General features: G+C 73.7%; 20 protein-coding genes. 10 read left to right on the forward strand and 10 right to left on the reverse strand.

Features of this window, described 5'->3' with window-relative positions; translation table 11 throughout:
* Positions 1–75 precede the first annotated feature (75 nt).
* The 3 genes from ABZ860_RS08105 to ABZ860_RS08115 all read right to left on the reverse strand — a co-directional run bounded on the left by ABZ860_RS08105 (position 76) and on the right by ABZ860_RS08115 (position 2327).
* Positions 76–708 (reverse strand): LysE family transporter, encoded by a 633-nt coding sequence (locus ABZ860_RS08105; protein WP_357216725.1) that lies wholly within the window; start codon positions 706–708, stop codon positions 76–78.
* A 62-nt stretch (positions 709–770) separates the two neighbouring features.
* Positions 771–1316 (reverse strand): XRE family transcriptional regulator, encoded by a 546-nt coding sequence (locus tag ABZ860_RS08110; protein ID WP_357216728.1) that lies wholly within the window; start codon positions 1314–1316, stop codon positions 771–773.
* A 30-nt stretch (positions 1317–1346) separates the two neighbouring features.
* Positions 1347–2327, reverse strand: a complete 981-nt coding sequence (locus ABZ860_RS08115) for a winged helix-turn-helix domain-containing protein (protein ID WP_357216730.1) — start codon at positions 2325–2327, stop codon at positions 1347–1349.
* 58 nt (positions 2328–2385) lie between these two features.
* Here ABZ860_RS08115 and ABZ860_RS08120 point away from each other — a divergent pair, with 58 nt between their 5' ends.
* Both ABZ860_RS08120 and ABZ860_RS08125 read left to right on the forward strand, forming a co-directional pair.
* Positions 2386–3633, forward strand: a complete 1248-nt coding sequence (locus ABZ860_RS08120; RefSeq protein ID WP_357216732.1) for an MFS transporter — start codon at positions 2386–2388, stop codon at positions 3631–3633.
* Between the two features lie 59 nt (positions 3634–3692).
* Positions 3693–4511 carry a VOC family protein gene (locus ABZ860_RS08125; protein WP_357216733.1) on the forward strand — a complete coding sequence of 273 codons (819 nt, stop codon included), beginning with the start codon at positions 3693–3695 and terminating at the stop codon, positions 4509–4511.
* 16 nt (positions 4512–4527) lie between these two features.
* Here the strand turns inward: ABZ860_RS08125 and ABZ860_RS08130 are convergent, their stop codons facing one another.
* Positions 4528–5754: a sensor histidine kinase gene (locus tag ABZ860_RS08130; RefSeq protein WP_357216735.1), complete on the reverse strand. Its 1227-nt coding sequence runs from the start codon at positions 5752–5754 to the stop codon at positions 4528–4530.
* 230 nt (positions 5755–5984) lie between these two features.
* Positions 5985–6443 (reverse strand): MarR family transcriptional regulator, encoded by a 459-nt coding sequence (locus ABZ860_RS08135; protein WP_357216737.1) that lies wholly within the window; start codon positions 6441–6443, stop codon positions 5985–5987.
* 103 nt (positions 6444–6546) lie between these two features.
* On the opposite strand from ABZ860_RS08135, the gene ABZ860_RS08140 reads away from it, so the two are divergent.
* On the forward strand, positions 6547–7965 hold the full coding sequence (locus ABZ860_RS08140) for an MFS transporter (protein WP_357216739.1): 1419 nt from the start codon (positions 6547–6549) through the stop codon (positions 7963–7965).
* 104 nt (positions 7966–8069) lie between these two features.
* Here the strand turns inward: ABZ860_RS08140 and ABZ860_RS08145 are convergent, their stop codons facing one another.
* Positions 8070–10268 (reverse strand): hypothetical protein, encoded by a 2199-nt coding sequence (locus tag ABZ860_RS08145; protein WP_357216741.1) that lies wholly within the window; start codon positions 10266–10268, stop codon positions 8070–8072.
* Positions 10269–10423: 155 nt separating this feature from the next.
* Between ABZ860_RS08145 and ABZ860_RS08150 the strand changes: the two genes are divergently transcribed.
* The 4 genes from ABZ860_RS08150 to ABZ860_RS08165 all read left to right on the forward strand — a co-directional run bounded on the left by ABZ860_RS08150 (position 10424) and on the right by ABZ860_RS08165 (position 14738).
* Complete coding sequence (locus tag ABZ860_RS08150) at positions 10424–10777, forward strand: cupin (protein WP_357216743.1); 354 nt, start codon at positions 10424–10426, stop codon at positions 10775–10777.
* Between the two features lie 51 nt (positions 10778–10828).
* Positions 10829–11917, forward strand: a complete 1089-nt coding sequence (locus tag ABZ860_RS08155; RefSeq protein WP_357216745.1) for an adenosine deaminase — start codon at positions 10829–10831, stop codon at positions 11915–11917.
* Positions 11914–12495, forward strand: coding sequence for a PH domain-containing protein (locus ABZ860_RS08160; protein WP_357216747.1), 582 nt, complete (start codon positions 11914–11916; stop codon positions 12493–12495). Before ABZ860_RS08155 ends, ABZ860_RS08160 begins: the two co-directional genes overlap by 4 nt.
* 80 nt (positions 12496–12575) lie before the next feature.
* A complete protein-coding gene (locus tag ABZ860_RS08165; RefSeq protein WP_357216750.1) occupies positions 12576–14738 on the forward strand; it encodes a histidine kinase in 2163 nt (720 codons plus the stop codon).
* Here the strand turns inward: ABZ860_RS08165 and ABZ860_RS08170 are convergent.
* The gene (locus tag ABZ860_RS08170) at positions 14735–15343 is read right to left on the reverse strand and encodes a response regulator transcription factor (RefSeq protein WP_357216753.1); all 609 of its coding nucleotides are present in this window, start codon (positions 15341–15343) and stop codon (positions 14735–14737) included. The genes ABZ860_RS08165 and ABZ860_RS08170 overlap by 4 nt on opposite strands.
* 98 nt (positions 15344–15441) lie before the next feature.
* On the opposite strand from ABZ860_RS08170, the gene ABZ860_RS08175 reads away from it, so the two are divergent.
* The 3 genes from ABZ860_RS08175 to ABZ860_RS08185 are packed head-to-tail and all read left to right on the forward strand — an operon-like array spanning position 15442 to position 20068.
* Positions 15442–16176, forward strand: coding sequence for an ABC transporter ATP-binding protein (locus ABZ860_RS08175; RefSeq protein ID WP_357216756.1), 735 nt, complete (start codon positions 15442–15444; stop codon positions 16174–16176).
* Entirely contained in the window at positions 16173–18569 is a 2397-nt protein-coding gene (locus ABZ860_RS08180) for an FtsX-like permease family protein (protein ID WP_357216758.1), read from the forward strand. Before ABZ860_RS08175 ends, ABZ860_RS08180 begins: the two co-directional genes overlap by 4 nt.
* A 44-nt stretch (positions 18570–18613) precedes the next feature.
* On the forward strand, positions 18614–20068 hold the full coding sequence (locus tag ABZ860_RS08185; protein ID WP_357216760.1) for an alpha/beta hydrolase: 1455 nt from the start codon (positions 18614–18616) through the stop codon (positions 20066–20068).
* Between the two features lie 6 nt (positions 20069–20074).
* Here ABZ860_RS08185 and ABZ860_RS08190 read toward each other — a convergent pair whose 3' ends face one another.
* Genes ABZ860_RS08190 through ABZ860_RS08200 form a run of 3 tightly spaced genes read right to left on the reverse strand, consistent with a single transcriptional unit; the run spans position 20075 to position 23022 of the window.
* Positions 20075–21709: a phospho-sugar mutase gene (locus tag ABZ860_RS08190; protein ID WP_357216763.1), complete on the reverse strand. Its 1635-nt coding sequence runs from the start codon at positions 21707–21709 to the stop codon at positions 20075–20077.
* Between the two features lie 9 nt (positions 21710–21718).
* Positions 21719–22540 (reverse strand): purine-nucleoside phosphorylase, encoded by an 822-nt coding sequence (locus ABZ860_RS08195; protein WP_357216765.1) that lies wholly within the window; start codon positions 22538–22540, stop codon positions 21719–21721.
* Between the two features lie 29 nt (positions 22541–22569).
* A complete protein-coding gene (locus tag ABZ860_RS08200; protein WP_357216768.1) occupies positions 22570–23022 on the reverse strand; it encodes a gamma-glutamylcyclotransferase in 453 nt (150 codons plus the stop codon).
* Between the last annotated feature and the right edge of the window lie 34 nt (positions 23023–23056).

Genomic DNA, 23056 nt, shown 5'->3' on the forward strand with positions numbered 1-23056 from the left:
GAGACGGGCCTCACGACTGGCGCCTCGGCCGCCGTCGACGCGGACCTCCGCGCTGCCGGGTTGACCGCCGAGAGGTCAGCGGGTGAGCAGCAGCGCGCCCATGCCGACGAACAGGCCGCCGGTGAGCATGTCGAGTCTCTTCCTCAGCCGCCGGTAGCCCCTGGTGATCCACGGGCTGCCGGCCAGGAAGGCGACGGCGGAGAACCAGGCGAACGCGACGGCCAGCATCGCGCCGAGCGTGGCCGCCCGCATGACGAGGTCCGTACGGTGCGGGAGCAGGCTGGCGAACAGGGCGCCGAAGAAGACGAGGGCCTTGGGGTTGGCGAGGTTGGTCAGCAGCCCGGCGCGCCACTCGCGCAGCCTGCCCGGGCGATGCCCGGCGACGGCCGGCGCCGCGTCGTCGCCGGCCTGGGACGACTGCCTGCGGGCCGCGCGGATGGTCGCCACGCCGAACGCGACGAGGAACAGGGCGCCGGCGACGCGGGCGGCGATGTAGAGCCACTCGAAGCGCTGGATGAGCACGGTGACGCCGAACAGGCCGGCGACCGCCCACACGCCGATGCCGGTGACGACGCCCGCGGCCGCGCGTACGCCGCTGCGCCGCGATCCGCCGGCCGAGTATCTGAGCACGATGAGGAAGTCGGGGCCCGGGCTCATCACCACCAGGATCCAGACGCCGAGCAGGGGGAGCAACGGCAACCACGACATGGCGGGTCCTTCCTGGCCGGGCTCGGCCGGCCGTGGACGGGTTTCGGCAGGGGAGGCAGGGCTCAGCCGGCCACGGGTGAGGCGATGACGACCGTGACGTCCGCCGGGACGTCGCCGGTGCGGTAGCGGTGCGGGCGGTCGCCGGCGAACGCCAGCAGGTCGCCCGGCCCGAGCGGGCGCGGGTCGTCGTCCGGCCCGGCCGTGACCTCGCCCGCGGCGACGAGCAGGTGCTCGACGGTGCCGGGCGCGTGCGGGATGCCGGCGAGGTCGGTGTGCGGGGGCATGCGCAGCCGCCACAGCTCCAGACTGTGCCCGCTGCCGATCCGGCGCAGCAGTTCGCGGGTCGGGCCGTCGGCGGCGGCGGGCGTCGAGGGCAGGTGGACGGGACCGGCGTCGGTGTCCCTGGTCAGCAGGTCGGTCAGCGGGATGTGCAGGGCCAGGGCGACGGCCTCCAGCGTCTCGATCGTCGGATTGCCGGTGCCCGCCTCGAGGCTGGACAGCGTCGCCTTGCCGAGCCCGGCCCGGCGGGCGAGCTCGGCCGCGCTCATCCCGCGCTGCGCCCGGCGCAGCCGGATCTGCGCGCCGATCGCCGCCGCCGCTCCGCTCATGACGGCATCTTCAACAGAACCATACGTTCACTATAACGAACGATTATCCGCGTCGCCCGCCGCGAGGGCGTCGCCGAGGGGCGTTCGGTAGTACAGGACCGACCGCCCGGCCCGGCGGCGCCGTACGAGACCGGCGTCGAGGAGCACCTTGAGATGGCGGCCCACCGACCCCAGCCCCTGGCCGGTCAGCGCCACGAGATGCGTCGTGCTCTTCGGCGCGGCGAGCAGCACGAGCACCCGCGCCCGCGCCGAACCGAGCAGCCCGCCGAGCGCCTCCGGCACCGGCGCCCGGTCCGGCTCGGCCAGCGTTCCCGAGCAGGGGTAGACCAGGGCGTAGTGCCCCCCCGCCGTCCAGGCGGTCCACGCCTGGTGGGGAGTGACCGGGACGAACATCAGTCTCGCCCCGCCGATCTGCCTCGGCGGGTAGTCGTAGGTGTTGATCTGCAGCCGGTTGCCGCCGAGCCAGCGCATCCCCTTGCGCATGTCGTTCAGCGCGGCGGCCCAGCCGCCCTGGCTTACATGGCCCACGCGGGCGACGATGTCGGCCTCCATGATCCGCCGACGGCGCGGCCAGTCGGGCAGCACGGTGCGCGTCCACACCCACTCCAGCAGGTCGGCCGCCCGCTCGGCCAGGTCGGGGCGGCGCAGCGGCTCCGGCAACGGACCGCGCAACGCCACCTCGATGTCGGCGTGGGCGGTCTCGGGCGGGGTCGCGCGGACGCGGGCCAGTTCCTCCTCGAAGGCGGGCTCGCCCTCGCAGGTCGGAGCGAGCGTGAGGAAGTCGGCGGTCCAGTTGCGTCCCCGCGCGGCCTTCAGCAGCAGCGCCGTGATCGGGTCGCCGGCCAGGCGGGACCGATAGGCGGGCAGGTGGGTGCGGAGCCATTCCCGCTCGCCCGGATGCGCCGCCGACGCCCTCTCCAGGGTGAACAGGCAGGCGGTGGCCTCGGCCAGCGGGGAGATCACGAACCGGCTCTCCGCGAGGGTGTCGGCATTGATCAACCACCAGCCCATGTTTCGCCTCCCTGCGAAACAATAACGGCCGAGCGCGGCGGTGATCGAGGCTCCCGGCATGCGTACCTATCGGGAACTGTTCCGCACCCCCGAGTTCACGCCCCTGTTCACCGTGGCGTCCGCGCAGGTGGCGGCCTCGACGGTGAGCGGTCTGGCGCTCGGCACGCTCGTCTACGGGGCGACGGGGTCGCCGCTGCTGTCGGCCCTGAGCATGTTCGGCTCGTCCTTCGCGCAGGTGCTCGGGGCGACGGTGCTGCTGTCGGCCGCCGACCGGCTGCCCCCGCGCGCCGCGATGACGGCGCTGGCGCTGGTCCACTGCGCCGGCACGGCCGTGCTCGCCGTGCCCGGGCTGCCGCTGTGGGCGGTGTTCGCCGTCGTCCTCGGCATGGGGCTCGCCGCCTCCCTCGGCGGCGGAGTCCGGTTCGGCCTGCTCAACGAGATCCTGCCCAGGGACGGCTACCTGCTCGGCCGCTCGGTGCTCAGCATGTCGGTCGGCGTGCAGCAGATCGTCGGCTTCGTGACCGGGGGCGTGCTCATGACCGCGCTGTCCCCGCGCGGCACCCTGCTCGCCGGGGCGGGGCTGTATCTCGCCGCCGCGGCCGTCGCCCGGTGGGGGCTCACCGCCCGCCCGCCCCGCGCGCAGGGACGGCCGTCGCCCGCGCAGACGTGGCGGATCAACCGCACGCTCTGGTCGTCGGGGGTGCGCCGCCGTCTCTACCTGGCCCTGTGGGTGCCGAACGGCCTGATCGTCGGCTGCGAGTCGCTGTACGTCGCCTACGACTCCCGGCACGCCGGGCTGCTGTTCGCCTGCGCCGCCGCCGGGATGCTCACCGGTGACACGCTGATGGGGCGGTTTGTCCCCGAACGGTGGCGCGAGCGGCTGAGCGCCCCGCTGCGGCTGCTGCTCGCCGTGCCCTACCTGGTCTTCCTCCTCCACCCGTCCCTGCCGGTCGCGGTCGCCGCCGTCGTGCTCGCCTCGGCCGGCTATTCGGCGAGCCTGCTGCTCCAGGAACGCCTCATGGCCGTCACCCCGGAGGAGATGAGCGGGCAGGCGCTCGGGCTGCAGTCGTCCGGCGTGCTCACCATGCAGGGGGTCGGCGCGGCGATCGCGGGGGCGGTGGCCCAGATCACCTCGGCCGCGGCCGCCATGGGCGTGATGGCGGTGGCCTCCGTCGCGGTCACCCTCGCGCTGGCGCCCGGCCTGCGGGCCGACGCCGCCGCCGCCGCGGAGGCCGGCTCCTCCGCGCCTGCCTTGGAGGCGGCCCGGTCTCGCCAGGGACGCTCCACTCCGTGCGGGCAGGAGTGACGGACTCCTTGGGCGCGAGCGCGGCGATGCGGAGGGGGGTGGGAGTAGGTTGGGGAACCGTGTCAGATCACGAGGGCATCCGGCATGTCGAGATCGGCGTCGCCGACCTGGCCCGCTCGCTCAGCTTCTACCGCGATCTGCTGGACCTCGCTCCGGTGGAGGGCCCGGCGGAAGGTCCGGGTGTCGCGTGGCTGCCGGCGGGATCGGTGCTGCTCAAACTGGTCGAGACGGACGACGGCGACCTCGGCGGCTGGGTGAACGACGACCTCCAGCGCGGCATCCGGCACATCGGTTTCAAGGTCGGCGACGTCGATCTGCGGGCCGAGCGCGTCCGCGACGCGGGGGTGCCCTTCACGCTGCCGCCGCTCGACGCGGTCGGCGGCGTGCGCATCGCGTTCTTCCTGGACCCGGACGGCACCCATCTGGAGATCACGGACAACCATCTGCGGTATCACCGGGTCGCCTCTCCGGAACTGGCCGAGCGGGAACGGCTGGCCGCCCTGAGCAGGCCGCGTACGGCGCCGCCGGTCTTCGACCACGTGGCGGTCACGTCCGCCGATCTCGACTCCGCACTGGCCTTCTACCGGGACACGCTCGGCTACGAGGTCATCGGCCAGATCACGCAGGACCAGGACCCGCGCGGTTTCCTGATCACCTACCTGCTGGCCGGGGACGCGGTGCTGGAGGTGTTCACGTTCACCGCCCCCACGACCGCGAGCCCGTGGACGCCCGACCCGTGCCGGCGGGGCTTCCGGCACGTCGCCCTCGCCGCCGGGGACCCGCGGGAGGCGGCCTCGCGACTGACGGAGGCGGGCGCGCGGGTGGCGGGGAACGGCGTGCTGGTGGACGCGGACGGGGTGCCGCTCGTAATCGTCTGACGCCGCCTCTCCCTGGTCAGGCGCGGCGCCGGGCGTCGGCCGGGAGCGGGAGGACGGCCTCGACCACGGTTCCGCCGCCGGGCCGGGAGGTGATCGCGCAGGTGCCGCCGAGTTCGGCCGCACGCTCGCGCATGGAGGTCGTCCCGACTCCGGCACGTGCCGTCGAGGGCAGTCCGGCGCCGTCGTCGCCGATCCGGACCCGCAAGGCGCCGGTTCGCGTCACCTCCAGCTCCGCCGCGCTCGCGCGGGCGTGCCTGCGGATGTTGGTGAGCGCCTCCTGAACGATGCGGTAGACGGCCGTCTCCACGGCGGGCGGCAGACCGGCCAGATCGCCCGACACCGTGACCCGGGTCGCGGGCGGCCCCTCCCCGGCGAGTGCCCGGAGCGCCCCTTCCAGCCCGAGGTCGTCCAGTGCCGGGGGACGCAGGCCGTACACGAGCCTGCGGATGTCTCCCGTGACGGCGTCCATCCCCGTGCGCAGGTCGGCGAGCAGGCTGTCGGCGGCCTTCGCCGAGTCCTTCAGCGTCACCCTGGCCATGTTGATCGTCATGGCCATGGTGCTCAGCGTCTGGCCGAGGCCGTCGTGCAGGTCCCGGCGGATCCGCCGGCGTTCCTCCTCCCGTGCGGCGAGGACGCGCTCGCGCGAGCGCCGCAGGTCGGCGGACACCCGCACCGCGTGCGCCGCGTCGGCGGCGTAGGGCGCGAGCGCGGCCAGCACCCGGTCGTGTGCGAGAGCGAACCGGCGCGGCCCCCGCGAGCCGACGAGGAGGCTGCCCACCAGCTCGCCGTGCCAGACGAGCGGGATCCGCCGGGGGTCGGCGCCGACGTCGCCGCTCTCCAGACGGCCGGGAAGCCCGTCGGTGACCTCCACGGCCACGCCCGTGACGCCCAGGCCCTCATGGAGGGCGGCGACCACGGACGCCAGCGCCTCGGCCGGCCCCGCCTGGCGCAGGTGCTCGACGAGCCCTTCGGCGAGGAGCCGGGGAGCGCCCGCGCCGCCGTACGGCATCCGCTGCGTCCGGCGTCGGAACGCGCGCCACAGGCGGGGGAGGAGAGTGCCGGACAGCCCGGCGGCCAGCACGCCCACGAGCCCGGCGGCGCCGGCGCCGGCCAGGTCGGCACCGGCCGAATTGAGACCGGCCGAATTGAGACCGGCCAGATCGAGACCGGTGACGGGCGACGCGGCCGTGGCGGAGACGAGCACAGGTGCGATCGCGGCGGCGGACGCGGTCAGGCCGATCACGGCTGAGGTCCACATGGCCTGTGCGGGGTGGGGGACGAGCTCACGACGGGGTACTCCTCGGTGGCCGGCGGACCGTCCGCCGCCTACCGAGAACGATGACCGAGCTCTGTCCCGGTTCGCATGAGCCGGACGTCCCCTTCGGACATGGCAGTTGTCCCGTCCGAATGGGACACAGACCGGGGAGAGGGCGCGTCGTGCCTGCTCACGCGCAGTGGGCCGGCACCCCTACATCAGACGGGGCGGGGCTCCTCGTCCGGGACGGGCGGGGCGTAGCCGGCGTTCACGAGGTGGGGGAACAGGTGCGCGGACAGGACGGCCCGATGGGTGGGGGTCGCCTCCGCGTGCCGTCGCCGGCCCTCCTCGGTGACGTGCACGAACACCCCGCGCCGGTCCGCCTCGCAGAGCGCGCGGGAGACCAGTCCCTCGCGTTCCAGACGGGCGATGAGGCGCGACAGCGCGCTCTGGCTCAGGTGGACCTGGCCGGCGAGCTCCTGCACGCGGAACTTGACCGCTCCCGGCTCCGCGCAGGGGGACTGGCCCTCCACGAGGCGCTCCAGCACCTCGAACTCGCTCACACCGAGCCCGTGCTTGTCGCTCAGCTCCCGCTCCAGCGCGCACGACACCTCCGCGTGCCGGGCGAGCAGTTCGCGCCAGGCCATGACCACGAAGCCGGCGTCGATGTCGTTCATGCGAGACCGCCTTTCTTGGCGCGACCATACCATGCGCGCACATTAGATGCAAACGCATTAATTGCTTGTGCATTGGATGCATGTGCATGTAAGTTTCCGTGCCATGACTTCCTCCACTCGGGACGAGCGCTGGGGGGCCCGCCTGTGGGGTGCCCTCACCGTCCTTTGCGCCGTCGTGTTCCTCGACGCCCTTGACGTGTCGATGGTCGGGGTGGCGCTCCCGTCCATCCAGGCCGATCTCGGCATGTCCACCTCCTCGCTGCAGTGGGTGGTGAGCGGCTACGTGCTGGGGTACGGCGGTCTGCTGCTGCTCGGGGGCCGGACCGCCGACCTGCTCGGCCGCCGCCGGGTGTTCCTGACCGCCCTGGCCGTCTTCGCGGTCGCCTCGCTGCTCGGCGGGCTGATGAGCGACGGGACGCTGCTGATCGCGGCCCGTTTCGTGAAGGGCGTCAGCGCCGCGTTCACCGCGCCCGCCGCGTTGTCCATCATCACCACGACCTTCGCCGAGGGGCCCGCCCGCAACCGGGCCCTGAGCATCTTCACCGCCTGCGGCGCCAGCGGGTTCTCGCTCGGACTGGTCCTGTCCGGCGTGCTCACCGAGATCGGATGGCGCTGGACGTTCCTCATGCCGGTGCCCGTCGCGATCATCGCTCTGGTGGCCGGGTTGCGGCTGCTCGAGCGGGGCGAGGAGCGCGGCGAGGGCGGCCACGACCTCCTCGGCGCCGCGACCATCACCGCGGCCATGCTGCTCCTGGTCTTCGCCGTGGTGGAGGCGCCCAAGGTGAGCGTGGTGCGCACCGTGCTGTCGCTCGCGGGGGCCGCCGCCCTGATCGGCCTGTTCGTCTGGCTTGAGCGCCGGGTGCGGCACCCGCTGGTCCGGCTCGGCATCCTGCGCTCCGCGCCGCTCGCCCGGGCCAACATCGGCCTGGTCATCCTGTTCGGCTCGTACGTCGGCTTCCAGTTCGTGGCGATGCAGTACTTCCAGAACCTGCTGGGCTGGAGCGCCTTGCAGACCGCCCTCGCGTTCCTGCCGGCGGGGCTGCTGGTCGCCGTCAGCTCGACCAAGATGGGCGGGTTCGCCGACCGCTTCGGCACCGCGCGACTGATCGTGGTGGGCTCGGTGGCGTTGCTCGCGGGGTACGCGGTGTTCCTGCGGGTGGACCTCCACCCCAGCCTGCTCACGATGGTGCTGCCGGGCATGGTCCTGCTGGGCATCGCGTTCGCGCTGTCGTTCCCCTCGCTCAACATCCAGGCGACCGCCGGGGTCGACGACGATGAGCAGGGGCTGGCTTCGGGCCTGCTGAACACCTCCGGCCAGGTCGGCGGAGCCGTGGTGCTGGCGATCGTCACCGCCGTCCTGACCTCGGGGGCGGACGGCGGCGACCCGATCGCCCGCTTCCGCGCCGCGATCGTGGTCTCGGCCGGGTTCGCCCTTGTCGGCCTGGCCGTCGCCCTCACCGGGCTCCGGTTCAGGCGGCAGCCGGTCGAGGCACGGGAGGAGCCGGTGCTGGAGACGGTCTGACCCGTCCGCAGGTTCTCCGCCGGCTCCGGAGGAGGGGGCGTCCCGGTCGCCGGGGCGCTCCCTTCCGCCGTCCGGGTCAGCGCGTCGTGATCAGCGCGTCCGGGTCAGCGCATCGTGCCGGGGACCCAGAGGGCGGGCACGCCGCCCGCCTCGTCCAAAGTGATCGGCCGGGCGGCTCCGGTGCGCACGTCGACGGCGTGGACCGAGTATTCGCTCTCTTCCTCGTCTTCCTCGTCTTCGTCTTCCTCGTCTTCGTCTTCCTCGTCGTCGCGGATCCGCTCCGCCTCCACGATCACCTCGTGCTCGTTCGCCCAGCCGCGTACGGCGATGACGTGCGCGTCCTCGGGGAGGGCCGCCTCGCGCCGGGTGAGCACCCGGCCGGTGGCGACGTCGAGCGTGACCAGCAGGCCGTGGTCGCCCTCGGCCGGGTGGGCCCGCTCGGCCGCCACGGCGACGGCGCGTCCGTCCGGGGAGACCGCGGCACCGGCCTCGAACAGCGCGGAGTCGATCGGCGTACGGCTCAACGTGCGCCCGTTCGGCCGCACCCGCAGCAGAACGGTCGTCGTGAGCCGGCCGGGAACCGCGTCGCTGTCCCACGTGGCCGTGCCTGTCACCGTGCCGTCGTCCGAGACGGCGAGGACCCGCATCCGCCGCGGCAGCGCCCTGACCCGATAGCTGGTGAGGTTCTGCACCCGCGGATGGAGTGCTTCGGCGGCCGGGCCGAAGTCGGCGGCCATCCACCGTCCGCTGGGGGAGATGACGAGGTGGGTGTCCTCCGGTGACACCTCCTCGCCGAGCGGGACCATGTCGGTCCTCCTCGTGGTGGTGTCGCGCCGGTCGATGAGGACGAAGTCGGACGACGCCGCGCTGAGGTAGACCAAGCGGTTGCCGTCCAGGCTGATCGCGAGGAGAGGATGCCAGCCGTCGCTGAGGGCGGGGGACACGTCCGCCACGCGCCACTGCTCGCCCGTGGTCGCCACCACCCGCCACTGGGCGCAGCCGTTGTCGGCGAACTCCTCGGCGAACTCGTCATAGTCGTCGGCCGTGCAGAACCCTCGGTAGGCGAAGCGTACGGGGGCGGGCAGGGCGGGCGGGAGCGTGGGCGCCGCGGCGCTCTCGTCGAGCGCGCCGGGGGAGGCGCCGTCCGCGCTCTGCCCGGCGCGCCCCAGCAGACCGGCCGCGCCGAAGGCGAGGGGGACGACGACCAGGGCGGCGAGCGTGACGCTCATGGTGGTGACCAGGGCGCGGCGTCGTGTGCCGTGCCGCCGCCCGGCCCGCGCGGCCTCGGCGGCGAGCGGGACGGGATCGAGCGCGGGCATCTCCGCGGACAGGACGGCCAGCTCCCTGCGCAGCGCCGCCTCCCACGGACCCTCGCCGCGGCGGTCCGGACCGCTGCTCCCCGGTCGGGAAACGGGGGCGGCGGGCGGGACGAACGGCGCCGCGGGAGGCGTGATCTCCGTGGGCCCGGTCCCAGGAAACGTGGTCCCAGGAAGCGTGGTCCCAGGAAGCGCGGTCTCCGTGCGCGCGGGTGACGCCCACGAGGTCATCGAGGGGTCGGACGCGGGGGACGGCGACGCCCAGGAGGTCGGTGAGGGGTCGGACGCCGGGGACGGCCACGCCCACGAGGTGGCCGAGGGGCCGGACGTCGCGCCGCGCGTGCCGCCACCCGTATCCGCGTCCTCCTCGTCCGGCGCCGCACGTCGCCGGACCGTCTCCGGCGGCGTCCCCTCCGGTGCGGACCCCTCGGAGGCCGGGGGACTCCCGACGGATTCCGAGGGCGTCTCGTCCGGCGCCGTCCCCGCCGCAGGCTCCGGGGCCGTCTCCGTCGCCGGCTCCGGCGGCGTCCCGGCGACGAACGAGGCGGGAAGGCGATTGCGCAGTTCGGCGACGGCGAGCACGGTCTCGGTGTTGGCCGTCCGCCCGTCCATTCGGCACAGACCCGCCGCCTGCCAGGTGGTCAGCCCGTCATGGAAGCAGGCCACGACCAGCGCGCGGCGCCGCGGCGTGAGCCCGGTCAGCACCTCCGCGAGGGCCGCCGCGTCCGTGCCGGGAGCGAGGTGGCCGGCCCCGCGTGCGGCTCCGCGGGCGCGCGGGCGCTTCAGGTAGGCCGCGTACAGCTCCTTACGGGCGGCGTGGGCGGGAAACGACCAGCGGACGGTGCGCCACCTGGCCGCCACGGCCGAGAGCGCGGTCACCACGAGGGCGCGGGCGGCCTCGGGGTCACCCGTCAGCGACAGGGCGGTACGGGCGAGCGGCTGGGCCTGGTCGGCGGCGAAGGCGTCGAATCCCGGCAGGTCTTTCACCGCGGCTCCTCATCCGTACGGCGACGAGGCCCGTGTCGTGTCTGGTTCACATCGCACTCCCGGCCCGGCGGTCTCTCCCGCCTCTGCAGCCGCTCAAGCGTAGTGCGGATGCGCCCATATGACGTTATTTCGGATCAACTGACACACTGAGCGGCATGGTCAGGAGGATCGAGAGCCCCACCCGCATCCCGGTGCCGGGCGGCAAGGTCATCGACGAGTACGTCGGCCGCGTTAACAGCGGCGACGAGCAGGTCTCCATCGCGCACATGGTGGCGCCGCCCGGCTGGGAGGAGCCCGCGCAGACCCCGGAGTTCGCCGAGTACACGCTCGTGCTCAAGGGGTCGGTCGTCGTGGAGCACGCGGGCGGCACGACCGTGGTCGAGGCGGGCCAGGCGTTCGTCAGCGAGCCCGGCGAGAAGATCCGATACAGCTCAGGGCCGTCCGGCGCGGAGTACGTGGCCGTCTGCCTGCCCGCGTTCTCCCCGGACACCGCCAACCGGGAGGAGTGAGGACCGCCAGGCTTAGGATTGCCGGAAGAACGACGGCGGCGAGGAGGGTGCATGACCAGGCTGCCCACGCTGGAGGAGATTCGCAAGGCGCCCAAGGTGCTCCTGCACGACCATCTCGACGGCGGACTGCGGACCGGCACGATCGTCGACCTCGCCCGCGAATGCGGCCACCCGCTGCCGACGTACGACCCCGATGAGCTGGCGATCTGGTTCAGAGAGGCCGCGGACTCCGGTTCGCTGGAGCGCTACCTGGAGACGTTCTCGCACACCGTCGGGGTGATGCAGACCCGCGAGGCGCTGGTCAGGGTGGCCGCGGAGTGCGCCGAGGACCTGGCGGACGACGGCGTGATGTACGCCGAGGTCCGGTACGCCCCGGAGCAGCACACCTCCCGGGGCCTGTCGCTCGACCAGGTCGTGGAGGCCGTGCTCGAAGGCTTCCGGCTCGGCTCGGCCGGGCCCGACGGCAGGCCGCGGATCCGGGTGGGCACCCTGCTGACGGCCATGCGCCACCAGGCCCGCTCGATGGAGATCGCCGAGCTCGCCGTACGCTACCGGGACCTCGGCGTGGTCGGGTTCGACATCGCCGGGGCCGAGGCCGGCTACCCGCCCACCCGGCACCTGGACGCGTTCGAATACCTCCAGCGGGAGAACGCCCACTTCACGATCCACGCGGGGGAGGGCTTCGGGCTGCCGTCGATCTGGCAGGCCATCCAGTGGTGCGGCGCCGACCGGCTCGGCCACGGTGTGCGGATCATCGACGACATCACGGTGTCGGACGACGGCGAGGCCAAGCTCGGCAGGCTGGCGGCGTACGTCCGCGACAAGCGGATCCCGCTGGAGATGTGCCCGACCTCGAACCTGCAGACCGGGGCCGCCCCGTCGATCGCCGAGCATCCGATCGGCCTGCTGCGCCGCCTGTACTTCCGGGTGACGGTCAACACCGACAACCGGCTGATGAGCGGGACGAGCGTGTCGCAGGAGTTCGCCACGCTGGTGGACGCCTTCGGCTACGGCTGGGACGACCTGCAGTGGTTTACGGTCAACGCGATGAAGTCGGCCTTCATCCCGTTCGACGAACGGCTCGCGCTGATCAACGGTGTGATCAAACCCGGCTATGCGCAGATGAAGTGGCGCGCATGAAGCGGCAGGTCTTCCGGTCGAAGGCGGCCTGGATCTTCGGCTGGGCCTGGATGTTGTTCGCCGCCTGGAACGTGTGGGACCTCACGGCCCACGGCCACATGCCCAGCGCGCTGATCGCGGGCGCGGTGCTCGGCGTCATCACGGCACTGGTCTTCGTGATGGCCCTGCGGCCCGCCGTCGTCGTCGAGGAGGGCGGCGTCCGCGTGCGCAACGTGCTGAGGAACGCCTACGTCCCCTGGAGCGGCGTGGACGACGTGTCCGTGACCAACGCCATCGTGATCGAGTCCGGGGACACCACCGTGCGCTGCTGGACGCCCCAGGCGACGGCCCGCGAGCGGGTCAGGGCCGCCGGACGGGCCGCCAAGGCGGCCAAGTCGGCGAACAAGGCCGAGCGGGCGGCGGCCGAGGCCGTCGGCGCCCGCACCCACGCCGACTGGGTGGCCGACCAGCTCACCGAGATGAGCCGGTCCCGCCGGGAGAACTCCTCCGGCGAGACCGGCGTCACCTGGTCGCCGTCCGCCCTCGCGGCCGTCGCCGCCGCGGTCGCCCTGGTCGTGGCCGCCTTCGTCCTCTCCTGATCCACGGAGAGAGACCGGAAGCAGAGCCCGTGCGCGATTGCCGTGCGCCGGGGCGGTCATCGTCTGCCGAAGGGGTCTGAGTGCGTCTGGCGCGAGTGATCGTCGTCGTTGTGCTCGCCGCGCTCGCGAGCGTCTACGTGGTCGCGGGTGCGCCGATCGCGCTGGCGGTGTTCGGCGTGCAGGTCCTCTACCTGCTGAAGCTCAGGAAGTGGTGGCTGCTCGCCGCGCAGGCCGTCCTCGTCTACACGGTGTGCGTCGCGGGCGGCGTCTCCACCGGGATCCTGGGCTTCCTGGCCGGCTCGCTGCTGCTGAGCCGTGCCCATCGTGATACCGCGCGCGTGCTCGCGCCGCTCGTGGTGGCGAGCGCGGCGCTGATCGACGCCGCCCGCGGCGGGGCGACGGCCGACGCGACGATCACCGTGGTGCTGGTCTCGCTGGTCGTCTTCGGCCTCACCCGGCTCGTGGAGCGCGCGGGCGAGATGCACGCCGCCCGGCTCTCGCTGGCCGCCGCGGCCGTGGCCGCCGAGCGGCTGCGCCTGGCGGCCGAGCTGAACGACGGTCTCGGGCGGAGCCTGGAGGTGATCGTCGAGGGCGGCCGCCGTGCGCTCGCGGAGCCGGACGGCGCGGCCGAGGTGCTGGCCTCGGTGACCGCCACCGCGCGTGCGGCGCTGACCGACGCCCGCGCCGCCTCCGCGAACTACCGCGCCACATCCCTCGCTCCTGAGCTGGTCACGGCGCGGGCGATGCTCGACGCCGCGGGAATCGCCGTCGAGGTGCACGGCAGCCACACCGAGCCGCTCGGCCCCGGTGGGGCGCTGCTGGCGAGCGTGCTGCGCGAGGCCGTCACCGACGTCGTACGGCGGGGCACCGCCCGGCTGTGCGTCATCGAGACGAGCGAGCAGGCAGACAGGGTGCGGCTGCGCGTCGTCGACGACGGCCACCGCACCGCCGACGGCCCCGGCTTCGACGGCCTCCGGCTGGAGGAAGCGGGCGGCACCCTCACCACCGGCCTGTCCCCGACCGGGCGCTTCGTGGTGGAGGCGACCCTTCCCCGTGGCCCTTCCTCGGGGGCGGCGCCCGGCGGGACGGGCACCGGCGACGCCCGTGCTCTACGATCCCCGGCGGGCGGAAGATGGCGCCGGCCCCTGCCGAAGCTCGCCCGCGACGCGTCGTACGCGATGTCGGTCACGGTGTCGGTCGCGGTACTCGCGGCCGTCCTCGTGGGCTTCAGCGCCAAGGCGCTGCTCCAGCTCCCCGGCCCCCTCGTGATCCCGGCGGCGGCGTTTCTCGCCGTGATCGTCGTCATGCAGCTCCGCTCCGTGAACGGGCGTCACATGGTGGCGCTGGGAGTGATGGCGGCGCTCACGTACGCGCCCCTCCCGGTCTTCGGGCCCGTCTGGCTCGGAGCGGCGGGCTTCCTCGCCGGGCCGGTCCTGCTCGCGTTCCCACCGTGGGCCGCGTGGCCGACGGCGGCGGCGATCGTGGCGAGCGTCGCCGCGGCCGGGACGCTGTTCGGCCTGCCCGCCCCCGTCCTCGCCAACAGCACGATCAGCGCGCTCGTCACCGGGCTGGTGGTCTACGCCCTGCTCCGCCTGGCCCAGATCGTGAAGGAGCTCCAGGCCGCGAGGGAGAGTCTGGCCCGCTCCGCGATCGTCGAGGAGCGCCTGCGCGCCGCCCGCGACCTGCACGACCTGCTCGGGCACTCCCTGGCCGCGATCCTGCTCACCTGTGAGCTGGCCCGCCGCCTGAAGTGCCCGCGGGAGCGCATCGAGGAGATCGTCGCCATGGCGGAGGGCGCGCGGGCGGACCTGCGCTCGGTGTCGGGCGAGCAGCGGGAGCTGTCCCTGGCGGCCGAATTGGAGTCGGCGCGCACGGTGCTGTCGGCCGCCGGGATCCGGGTGACCGTGGAGCCGGTCGAGCTGAACCTGCCCGCCGAGGTCGAGACCGTGCTGGGCACCGTGCTCAGGGAGGCCGTGACGAACGTGCTCAGGCACAGCGAGGCCCGCCACTGCGCGATCACGATGCGCGCAGACGAGAGCGGGCTGCGGCTGCGGGTGCGCAACGACGGGGTGAGCAGTGCCGGCGTGCACTCAGGGAAGACGCGGCGGGTGTCGTCCGGCATCGGCAACCTGACCACCCGCCTCGCCGCCCTGGACGGCCGGCTGACCTCGCACGCCGACGGCGACAGGTTCACCCTGGACGCCTGCGTGCCGCACCGCGCGCCGGCACCCGCGCGAATCTAGATCCATCCGGCCTCTGTGGCTATGCGCACGGCGTCGGTCCGGTTGCGGGCGTTGAGCTTGGTGACGATCACGGTGAGGTAGTTGCGCACGGTGCCCGCGGCCAGGTGGAGCCGCGCGGCGATGTCCGTGGCGTCCGCGCCGGAGGCGGCCAGGCGGAGCACGTCGGCCTCGCGCGGGGTGAGCGGGTTGTCCGCCAGGTCCCACGCGGTGACCGCGAGCGAGGGGTCGAGCACGCGCTCGCCGGCCGCGACCTTGCGGATGGCGGCCACGAGCTCGTCCGGCGGCGCCGTCTTCAGCACGTATCCCGCGACACCGGCGCCGAGGGCGCGGCGCAGATGCCCCGGCTTGCCGTACGCGGTCAGCATGAGGGCGCGGCAGGCGGGCAGGCGCGTGCGGAGCTCGGCCGCGGCGGCCAGGCCGTCCAGACTGCCGGGCATGTCGATGTCGAGGACCGCGACGTCGGGGCGGTGAACCAGCGCGGCGGCCAGGGCGGCCTCCCCGGACTCCACGGTCGCGACGACTTCCAGGTCCTCCTCCAGCCCGAGCAGGGCGGCGAGGGCGCTCCTGATGACGTGCTGGTCCTCGGCAAGGAGTACGCGAATCACGCACATATGTCTACCAGTGTCCGGATCATGAGGACGTCATGGTCAGGAGGTGAGGCCGTCTCTGGGCCGCATGACCGCTGATCGACAGGCTTGATCACATGACAGAGGTGCTCCGCCTTGACGCGGTGAGCAAGGTGTACGGAAAGGGACAGGGCGCGGTGGCCGCCCTGCGCGAGGTCTCGGTGAACATCCCCGGCGGGAGCTTCACCGCCGTGATGGGACCGTCGGGTTCGGGCAAGAGCACGTTCCTGCACTGCGCGGCGGGGCTCGACACGCCCTCCTCCGGCTCGGTGCGGCTGGGCGGCACGGAGCTGTCCGGCATGGACGAGACCCGGTTGACGGAGCTGCGCAGGCAGCGGATCGGCTTCGTGTTCCAGGCGTTCAACCTGGTGTCGTCCCTGACCGTGCTGGAGAACATCACGCTGCCGATGCGGCTGGCCGGGGCGCGGGCCGACCGGGCGTGGCTTGAGGAGATCGTCGGGCGGGTGGGGCTCGCGGGCCGCACCGGGCACCGCCCCGCCCAGCTGTCCGGCGGGCAGCAGCAGCGGGTGGCCATCGCCAGGGCGCTGGTGACCCGGCCGCAGGTGGTCTTCGGCGACGAGCCGACCGGCGCGCTCGACACGATGACGGCCCGTGACGTGCTCCGGCTGCTGCGGGAGGTGGTGGACGGCCTCGGCCAGACCGTGGTGATGGTCACCCACGACCCGGTGGCCGCCTCCTACGCCGACACCGTCCTGTTCCTCGCCGACGGCCGGATCGTGGACGCGATGGCCGCGCCGAGCTCCGAGAAGGTCGCCGAGCGCATGACCAGGATGGGGGCGTACGCGGCATGATCACGGGACTCGCACTGAAGACCCTGCGGCACCGCAGGTCGGCGTTCGCGGGGGCGTTCGTGGCGCTGGTGTGCGCCGCCGCGCTCGTCTGCGCGTGCCTGATGCTGCTGGAGACCGGCCTGCGGGGCGGGGTCGCGCCGGAGCGCTACGCGGGCGCGCCGCTGATCGTCGCGGGAGACCAGAACGTCCACGAGACCGTGACCCAGTCCTCCGGGAAGGTCAAGACGAAGGCCAAGCCGCTCTCGGAGCGGGTCTGGATCCCCGAGGCGTCGGCCGTGAAGCTGCGCGGCCTGCCGGGTGTCTCGAAGGTGCTGACCGAGGTGACGTTCCCCGTGAACGGGCACGCTCTCGGGCACGGGTGGGAGTCGGCGGGGCTCACGCCGTTCACCGTCGCGCGGGGACGCCCGCCGCGCGAGGACGGCGAGGTGGTCGTGGACGCCCGCTCGGGCCTGTCCGTGGGCGCGGCTCTCGACGTCCGGGGGAAGGCCTACCAGGTCGTGGGAGTCACCGCACAGGCACTGCCGAGCCAGGACACGGTGTTCTTCTCGACGGCCGAGGCCCGCCGGCTGGCCGGGCGTCCGGGGCTGGTGACCGCGATCGGCGTATTTCCCGGGGTGGATGTGGCGTCGGTGCTGGACGGTCGTCTTAAGGCCTACACCGGGGACGAGCGCGGCACGGTGGAGTTCCTCGACGCGGAGCAGGCGCGGGTGCGGCTGATCAGCCTGGGCGGCGCGCTGGGCGGCACGTCGCTGCTGGTGGCGATCCTCGTCGTGACCGGCACCTCCGCCCTCGCGGTCCAGCAGCGGCGGCGCGAGATCGCGCTGCTCCGTGCGGTCGCCGCCACTCCCGGCCAGGTGCGCAGGCTGCTGGGCGGCGAGGCGCTGCTGGTCGGCCTCACGGCCGGCGTCATCGGATCGGCGGCCGGAATCGCCCTCGGGTTCTGGCTGCGCGGCCGGTTCGTCGAGCTGGGCGCCATGCCGGCGAACCTGCGCCTGGTGGTCAGCCCGTTCCCGGCGGCGGCCGCCCTGTCGGCCGCCGTGGCGGCGGCCTGGGCCGCGACCCGCCTGTCCGTCCGCCGCACCGCGCGGATCCGCCCCGTCGAGGCGCTGGGTGAGGCGGCCCTGGGCGAGGGCCGCCTGCCTCTCGGCCGGTCGATCGCGGGCGTCCTCTGCGTCGCCGGGGGGATCGTGCTGACGCTGGTGCTGTCGGGACTCGAGACCGAGGCGGCGTCGAGCCCGGTGACGATGCTGACCGCGCTCGTCTGGACGGTGGCCGTCACCCTGCTCGGCCCGGTGCTCGCCCGCGTCGCGACCGCCCTGCTCGGCGTCGCACTGCCCGCCTCCCGCGCCGGATATCTGGCGGCGCGCAACCTGCGGAGGGGTCCGGGACGGATGGCCTCCGTGATGGCGCCGCTGACCCTTCTGGTGGCCATGACCTGCACCATCCTGTTCACCCAGACCACGATGGGGCACGCGTCGGCCGCGCAGGCCGCCGCCGGCGCCCACGCCGACTACGTGGTGAGCGGCGGGACGGCGGACGCGGTGCGCCGCGTGCCGGGCGTGCGGGCCGTCGCCTCGGTGGTGCGCACCTCGGTGCGCGTCGGGCTGGACAAGTACGGCGCGCAGGGCGTCGACGGCGGCGAACGGCCGATCGGGCAGGCGGTGGACCTCGGGGTCGTGTCCGGCTCGCTCGACGGATTCGGCGCCGGGTCGGCCGCGCTGAGCGAGTCGGCGGCCGAAAGGCTCGGGCTGTCGGTCGGCGACGCGCTCAGGCTCACCCTGGGCGACGGCACCCCGGCGGAGCTGAAGGTGGTGGCGGTCTACTCCCGCGGCCTCGGCTTCGGCGACCTGACCCTGCCGTACGCGCTGGTGGCCGGCCACGTCGACGACCCCTCGGGCGCGCTGCTCGTCGAGGCCCCCTCCCTCTCCCGTGCGGCCCTGGCCGCCGTGGCGCCGGTGGTGAATCCCACGGAAGGGACGGGGACAGGGACGGGGACGCAGAACGCCGAGGTCAATTACGTGGCCATGGGCCTGATCATCGCGTTCAGCGCGATCGCCGTGGTCAACACGCTGGCCATGTCCACCACGGACCGATCGCGGGAGCTGGCCCTGCTCCGCCTGGTCGGCGCGACCCGCCGGCAGGTGCTGCGCATGCTCCGCCTGGAGACCCTGACCGCGCTGGTCGTCTCCGTGCTCGCCGGGACCGGCATCGCGCTGATCACGCTGTCGGCCTTCAGCAGGGGGATGACCGGGTCGGCCCTGCCGTACGTCCCCCCGGCCGGCTACGCCCTGGTGATCGCCGCCGTGGCCGCGCTCGCCCTGGTCGCCACGAGCCTTCCCGCACGCCTCGCGCTGCGCGCCCGCCCGGCCGAGACCATCGGCGCCCGGCAGTAGCAGGGCCGCCGCCAACCCCCTCCACGACTCGAAAGCCGACAACCATGAACCGCATCGCCTCCATCGGCGCAGCCGCCCTGATCTGCCTCACCGCTACCCCGGTCGCGGCTCACGCCGCCACCACCTGGACCTCCTGCGGCGCCGCCGCCGGGCTGGACCCCCGCCAGGAGTGCACGACGCTCCAGGTCCCCCTCACGTACGGCGAGCCGGGCGGCGGCACGATCTCCCTGGCCGTCTCCCGGATCCGCACGGCGCGGCCGGGACTGCGCAGGGGCGTGCTGCTGCTCATCCCCGGAGGACCGGGCAGCCCTGGCCTGAACAGGCCGAGCACGATGGTGAAGCGCCTGCCGGGCGCCGTGCTCGACCGTTACGACCTGGTGGGCTTCGACCCCCGGGGCGTCGGCCGGAGCTCGCCCGTCTCCTGCGGGGTCGCGCACGACGACCTGGCGCCCACCCGGCTCAAGCCCTATCCCTCGGCCGGCGGCGACATCGGCGAGAACGTCGCGTGGGCACGCAGGTTCAGCGAGGCCTGCTCCCGCAACGGCGGGCCCGTGCTGCGCACGATCAGCACGCGCAACGAGGCCAGGGACATCGACGCCGTCCGCCGGGCCCTCGGCGAGGAGCGCCTGTCCTACTGGGGCGTCTCCTACGGCACGTACGCCGGGGCCGTCTACGCCACGATGTTCCCCGGCCGCACCGACAGGGTGATCCTGGACAGCAACGACGATCCCGACCCGCACAAGGTCGCCCGGGCCTGGCTGGCCAACTACTCGGTGGGCGTGGAGGACCGCTTCCCCGACTTCGCGGCCTGGGCCGCCGCCCACGAGGACGAATACGGCCTGGGAACGGACGCGGCAGCCGTCCGCCGCACCTTCCTGGACCTCGCCGAGCGCCTGGACCACGCCCCGATTCCCTGGCCTGGCGCGAACCCGCCGCGGCTCGACGGGGCGGTCCTGCGCGAGACCATGCTGAACGCGCTGTATTCCGACACCGGGTTCCCCGGCCTCGCCGGGCTTATGCGGGCGGCGCTCGGCTCGGGTCCCCTCCCCGAGCCCTCCACCGCGCCGGACGCGGCGCTGCAGAACGGCGCGGCCTCGGTGGCCGCGACCATCTGCAACGACGTCGAGTGGCCGAGCTCGGTCGACTTGCACCGGCGGCTGGTGGCCCGCGACCGGGCGGCCCACCCGCTCACCGGCGGCATGCCGGTCAACATCGGCCCCTGCGCCTACTGGCCCTACCGGCCGGCGGAGCCGCCGGTGCGGGTCACGGCGAAGGGGCCGTCCAACGTGCTGCTCGTCCAGAACCTGCGTGACCCGGCGACGCCGCACAGCGGCGCCCTGCGGATGCGCGAGGCGCTCGGGAGCCGGGCGCGCATGGTCGCCGTCGACTCCGGCGGGCACGGGTCCTACCTGGTCAACGGCAACGCCTGTGGCGACGACACCGTCACCGCGTTCCTGGTCACCGGCAGGCGGCCGGCCCGGGACACGGTCTGCCGGTAGGCGCGCTCACAGGCCGAGGGCGACGGCGAGGTCCTTCTTCAGATCCTCCAGGTCCTGCGCGGCCTGGGCCCGGGCGGGCGCGACGTCGTCGCCCTCGACCGGCACGACCACCTCCAGGTAGCACTTGAGCTTGGGCTCGGTGCCGCTGGGCCGTACGACGACCCGGGCGTCGCCGGACAGGCGGTAGCGCAGGCCCTCGGTCGGCGGCAGCCCCGCGACCCCCTGGGACAGGTCCTCGGCCGACTCCACCGCCCGGCCCGCCAGCCGCACCGGTGGGTGCGTACGCAGCCGCTCGATGGCCTTGGCGATCAGCGACAGGTCCTCGACCCGGACGGAGAGCTGGGCGGTCGCGTGCAGCCCGTAGCGGCGGGCCTGGTCGTCCAGCAGGTCGAGCAGCGACCTGCCGTCCCGCTTGGCCGCGGCGGCCATCCCGGCCACGGTGAGGGCGGCCCCCACGCCGTCCTTGTCGTGGACCGGCAGGCCGGCGTCCGACCCCACGCTGTAGCCCAGCGCCTCCTCGTAGCCGAAGACCAGCCCCGGGCCCGACTTCATGATCCACTTGAAGCCGGTCAGCGTCTCGGCGTGCCGCACGCCGTGGCCTACGGCGATCTTGGCGAGCAGCGACGACGACACGATCGAGGTGGCGACCAGCCGGTCGCCGCCCGAGGTGTGCCGCAGCACGTGCTCGGCCAGCAGGCCGCCCACCTCGTCGCCGGTCAGCATGCGGTAGCCGCCGCCCGGCAGCGGGGTGCCCACCGCGCATCGGTCCGCGTCCGGGTCGTTGGCGATCACCAGGTCGGCGCGGGTCGCGGCGGCGAGTTCGAGCGCGAGGTCCATGGCGCCCGGTTCCTCCGGATTGGGGAACGCCACGGTGGGGAAGTCGGGGTCGGGCATCGCCTGGCGGCTCACCATGACCGGCACCTCGAAGCCCGCCACGCGGAACGCCTCGGACACGGTCGCGCCGCCGACGCCGTGCATCGGCGTGTACGCGACCGCGATCTCACGGGCGTCGCCGATCGGGAGCGCGGCCAACGCTCGCAGGTACGGCACGACGATGTCGTCGTGGCCGAGGGTCTGCCAGCCCTCGCCCAGCGGCAGCGCGTCCACCCGGCCGACCGCGTCGATGGCGGCGGAGATCTCCTGGTCGATCGGCGGCACGATCTGCGCGCCGTCGCCCCAGTAGACCTTGTAGCCGTTGTCCCGGGGAGGGTTGTGCGAGGCGGTGACCATGACGCCCGCGTCCGCGCCCAGGTGGCGCACGGCGAACGCCAGGACGGGGGTGGGCCACTTGGCGGCCATGACCGAGGCGCGCAGGCCCGCCCCGGTCAGCACGCGGGCCGTGTCGGCGGCGAACACGCCGGAGTTGTGCCGCCCGTCGTAGCCGATCACCACGTGGCGTCCCGGGCCCAGGACGCGGGCCAGGCCGGCGGCCGCCCGCATCACCGTGACCCGGTTCATCCGGTTCGGCCCGGCTCCCAGCGCGCCGCGCAGGCCCGCCGTGCCGAACTCCAGCTTCGCGCCGAAGCGGTCCTCCAGGGCGGCCGTGTCACCACGCTCCACAAGCGCGTCGAGCTCCGCCCGCGTCTCGGGGTCGGGGTCCTGGTCACGCCATTCCCGGGCGAGCCGTACGAAGTCGGTCATGGGTGCCCCCTACAGCTTGTCGACGACCTGGGCGAGCAGGACGCCCATGCGGGAGGCCGTCGCCCGGCCGACCTCCAGGACCTCCTCGTGGTTGAGCGGCTCGCCCACCAGGCCCGCGCCGGGGTTGGTGACCAGGGAGATCCCGAGCACCTCCGCCCCGGCCTCCCGGGCGGCGATCGCCTCCAGCACGGTGGACATGCCCACCAGGTCGCCGCCGAGGGTGCGCAGCATGCGGATCTCCGCGGGCGTCTCGTACGTCGGGCCGCGGAAGGCGACGTACACGCCCTCGGCCAGCGTGGGGTCGACCGCACGGGCGAGGTCGCGCAGGCGCTTGGAATACACCTCGGTGAGGTCGATGAACGTCGCACCCGTGATCGGGTTGCCGCCGGTGAGGTTGATGTGGTCGCTGATCAGGACCGGGTCGCCGACCTTCTGGATCTCAGGGCGCAGCCCGCCCGCCGCGTTGGTCAGCACCACCGTGCGCACCCCGGCAGCGACGGCCGTGCGCACCCCGTGGACCACCGGCTCCACCCCCCGGCCCTCGTACAGGTGCGTACGGCCGAGGAAGATCAGGGCGTTGAGCCCGGCGGCCGTGCGCACCGCGCGCACCGTGCCCGCGTGACCGGCGACCGCGGGAGGGGAGAACCCCGGCAGTTTCGTCACCGCGAGCTCGGCGACCGTCTCGCCGATCGCGTCCGCGGCCGGGACCCAGCCCGAGCCCATGACGAGGGCGACGTCGAAGGAAGGGATGCCGGTGAGGTTCCTCAGCGTGGTCGCGGCCTCGGCCGCCAGGTCATATGGGGTCACTTTGCTGAGGGTACAGAAGTGCATGAACCCGGCCGATAAGAGCCGGGCCCGTGTCAGTCGCCGAGCTTCTTGCAGGGGCGGGTGCGCAGCCACGCGACGTAGTCGTCGGGTGCGCCCGCCTTCTCGGCGGCTTCGGCCAGGATGCCGATGTATCGCGCCGACGGCAGCCCGCCCTCGTAGGAGTTCAGCACGTACGACCAGGCGAGCACGTCGCCCTCCAGTGTCGCGACGCGGAGCCTGAGCTTGCGGTAGAGGCCGAGGTCGGTGGCCATCCAGCGGTCGAGGGACGCCTCGTCCCACTCCGGCACGTCGTACAGGACGACGAATACCTGCTCGTCGGCGTCCTCGACTATCGTGGCGAGAGCGCCCTCCCAGCTGACGTCCTCGCCGCCGAAGGTGAGCCGCCAGCCCGGGAGCCAGCCCGTTCCTCGCATGGGCGAGTGGGGAGCCCACTCCGCCATCTGCTTGGGGTCCATGTTGCTGCCGTAGGCCGCGTAAACAGGCACGGCACACAAGCCTAAACCAAGATCCCGAAAGTTG

It is taken from the genome of Microbispora sp. NPDC046973 (genome assembly GCF_040644495.1).
GTDB lineage: Bacteria > Actinomycetota > Actinomycetes > Streptosporangiales > Streptosporangiaceae > Microbispora.

Coding starts and splice junctions, on each gene's coding strand:
- ABZ860_RS08105 (WP_357216725.1), bottom strand. CDS start 708: ATGTCGTGGTTGCCGTTGCTCCCCCTGCTCGGCGTCTGGATCCTGGTG.
- ABZ860_RS08110 (WP_357216728.1), bottom strand. CDS start 1,316: ATGAGCGGAGCGGCGGCGGCGATCGGCGCGCAGATCCGGCTGCGCCGG.
- ABZ860_RS08115 (WP_357216730.1), bottom strand. CDS start 2,327: ATGGGCTGGTGGTTGATCAATGCCGACACCCTCGCGGAGAGCCGGTTC.
- ABZ860_RS08120 (WP_357216732.1), top strand. CDS start 2,386: ATGCGTACCTATCGGGAACTGTTCCGCACCCCCGAGTTCACGCCCCTG.
- ABZ860_RS08135 (WP_357216737.1), bottom strand. CDS start 6,443: ATGAACGACATCGACGCCGGCTTCGTGGTCATGGCCTGGCGCGAACTG.
- ABZ860_RS08140 (WP_357216739.1), top strand. CDS start 6,547: ATGACTTCCTCCACTCGGGACGAGCGCTGGGGGGCCCGCCTGTGGGGT.
- ABZ860_RS08150 (WP_357216743.1), top strand. CDS start 10,424: ATGGTCAGGAGGATCGAGAGCCCCACCCGCATCCCGGTGCCGGGCGGC.
- ABZ860_RS08155 (WP_357216745.1), top strand. CDS start 10,829: ATGACCAGGCTGCCCACGCTGGAGGAGATTCGCAAGGCGCCCAAGGTG.
- ABZ860_RS08160 (WP_357216747.1), top strand. CDS start 11,914: ATGAAGCGGCAGGTCTTCCGGTCGAAGGCGGCCTGGATCTTCGGCTGG.
- ABZ860_RS08175 (WP_357216756.1), top strand. CDS start 15,442: ATGACAGAGGTGCTCCGCCTTGACGCGGTGAGCAAGGTGTACGGAAAG.
- ABZ860_RS08180 (WP_357216758.1), top strand. CDS start 16,173: ATGATCACGGGACTCGCACTGAAGACCCTGCGGCACCGCAGGTCGGCG.
- ABZ860_RS08185 (WP_357216760.1), top strand. CDS start 18,614: ATGAACCGCATCGCCTCCATCGGCGCAGCCGCCCTGATCTGCCTCACC.
- ABZ860_RS08190 (WP_357216763.1), bottom strand. CDS start 21,709: ATGACCGACTTCGTACGGCTCGCCCGGGAATGGCGTGACCAGGACCCC.
- ABZ860_RS08195 (WP_357216765.1), bottom strand. CDS start 22,540: ATGCACTTCTGTACCCTCAGCAAAGTGACCCCATATGACCTGGCGGCC.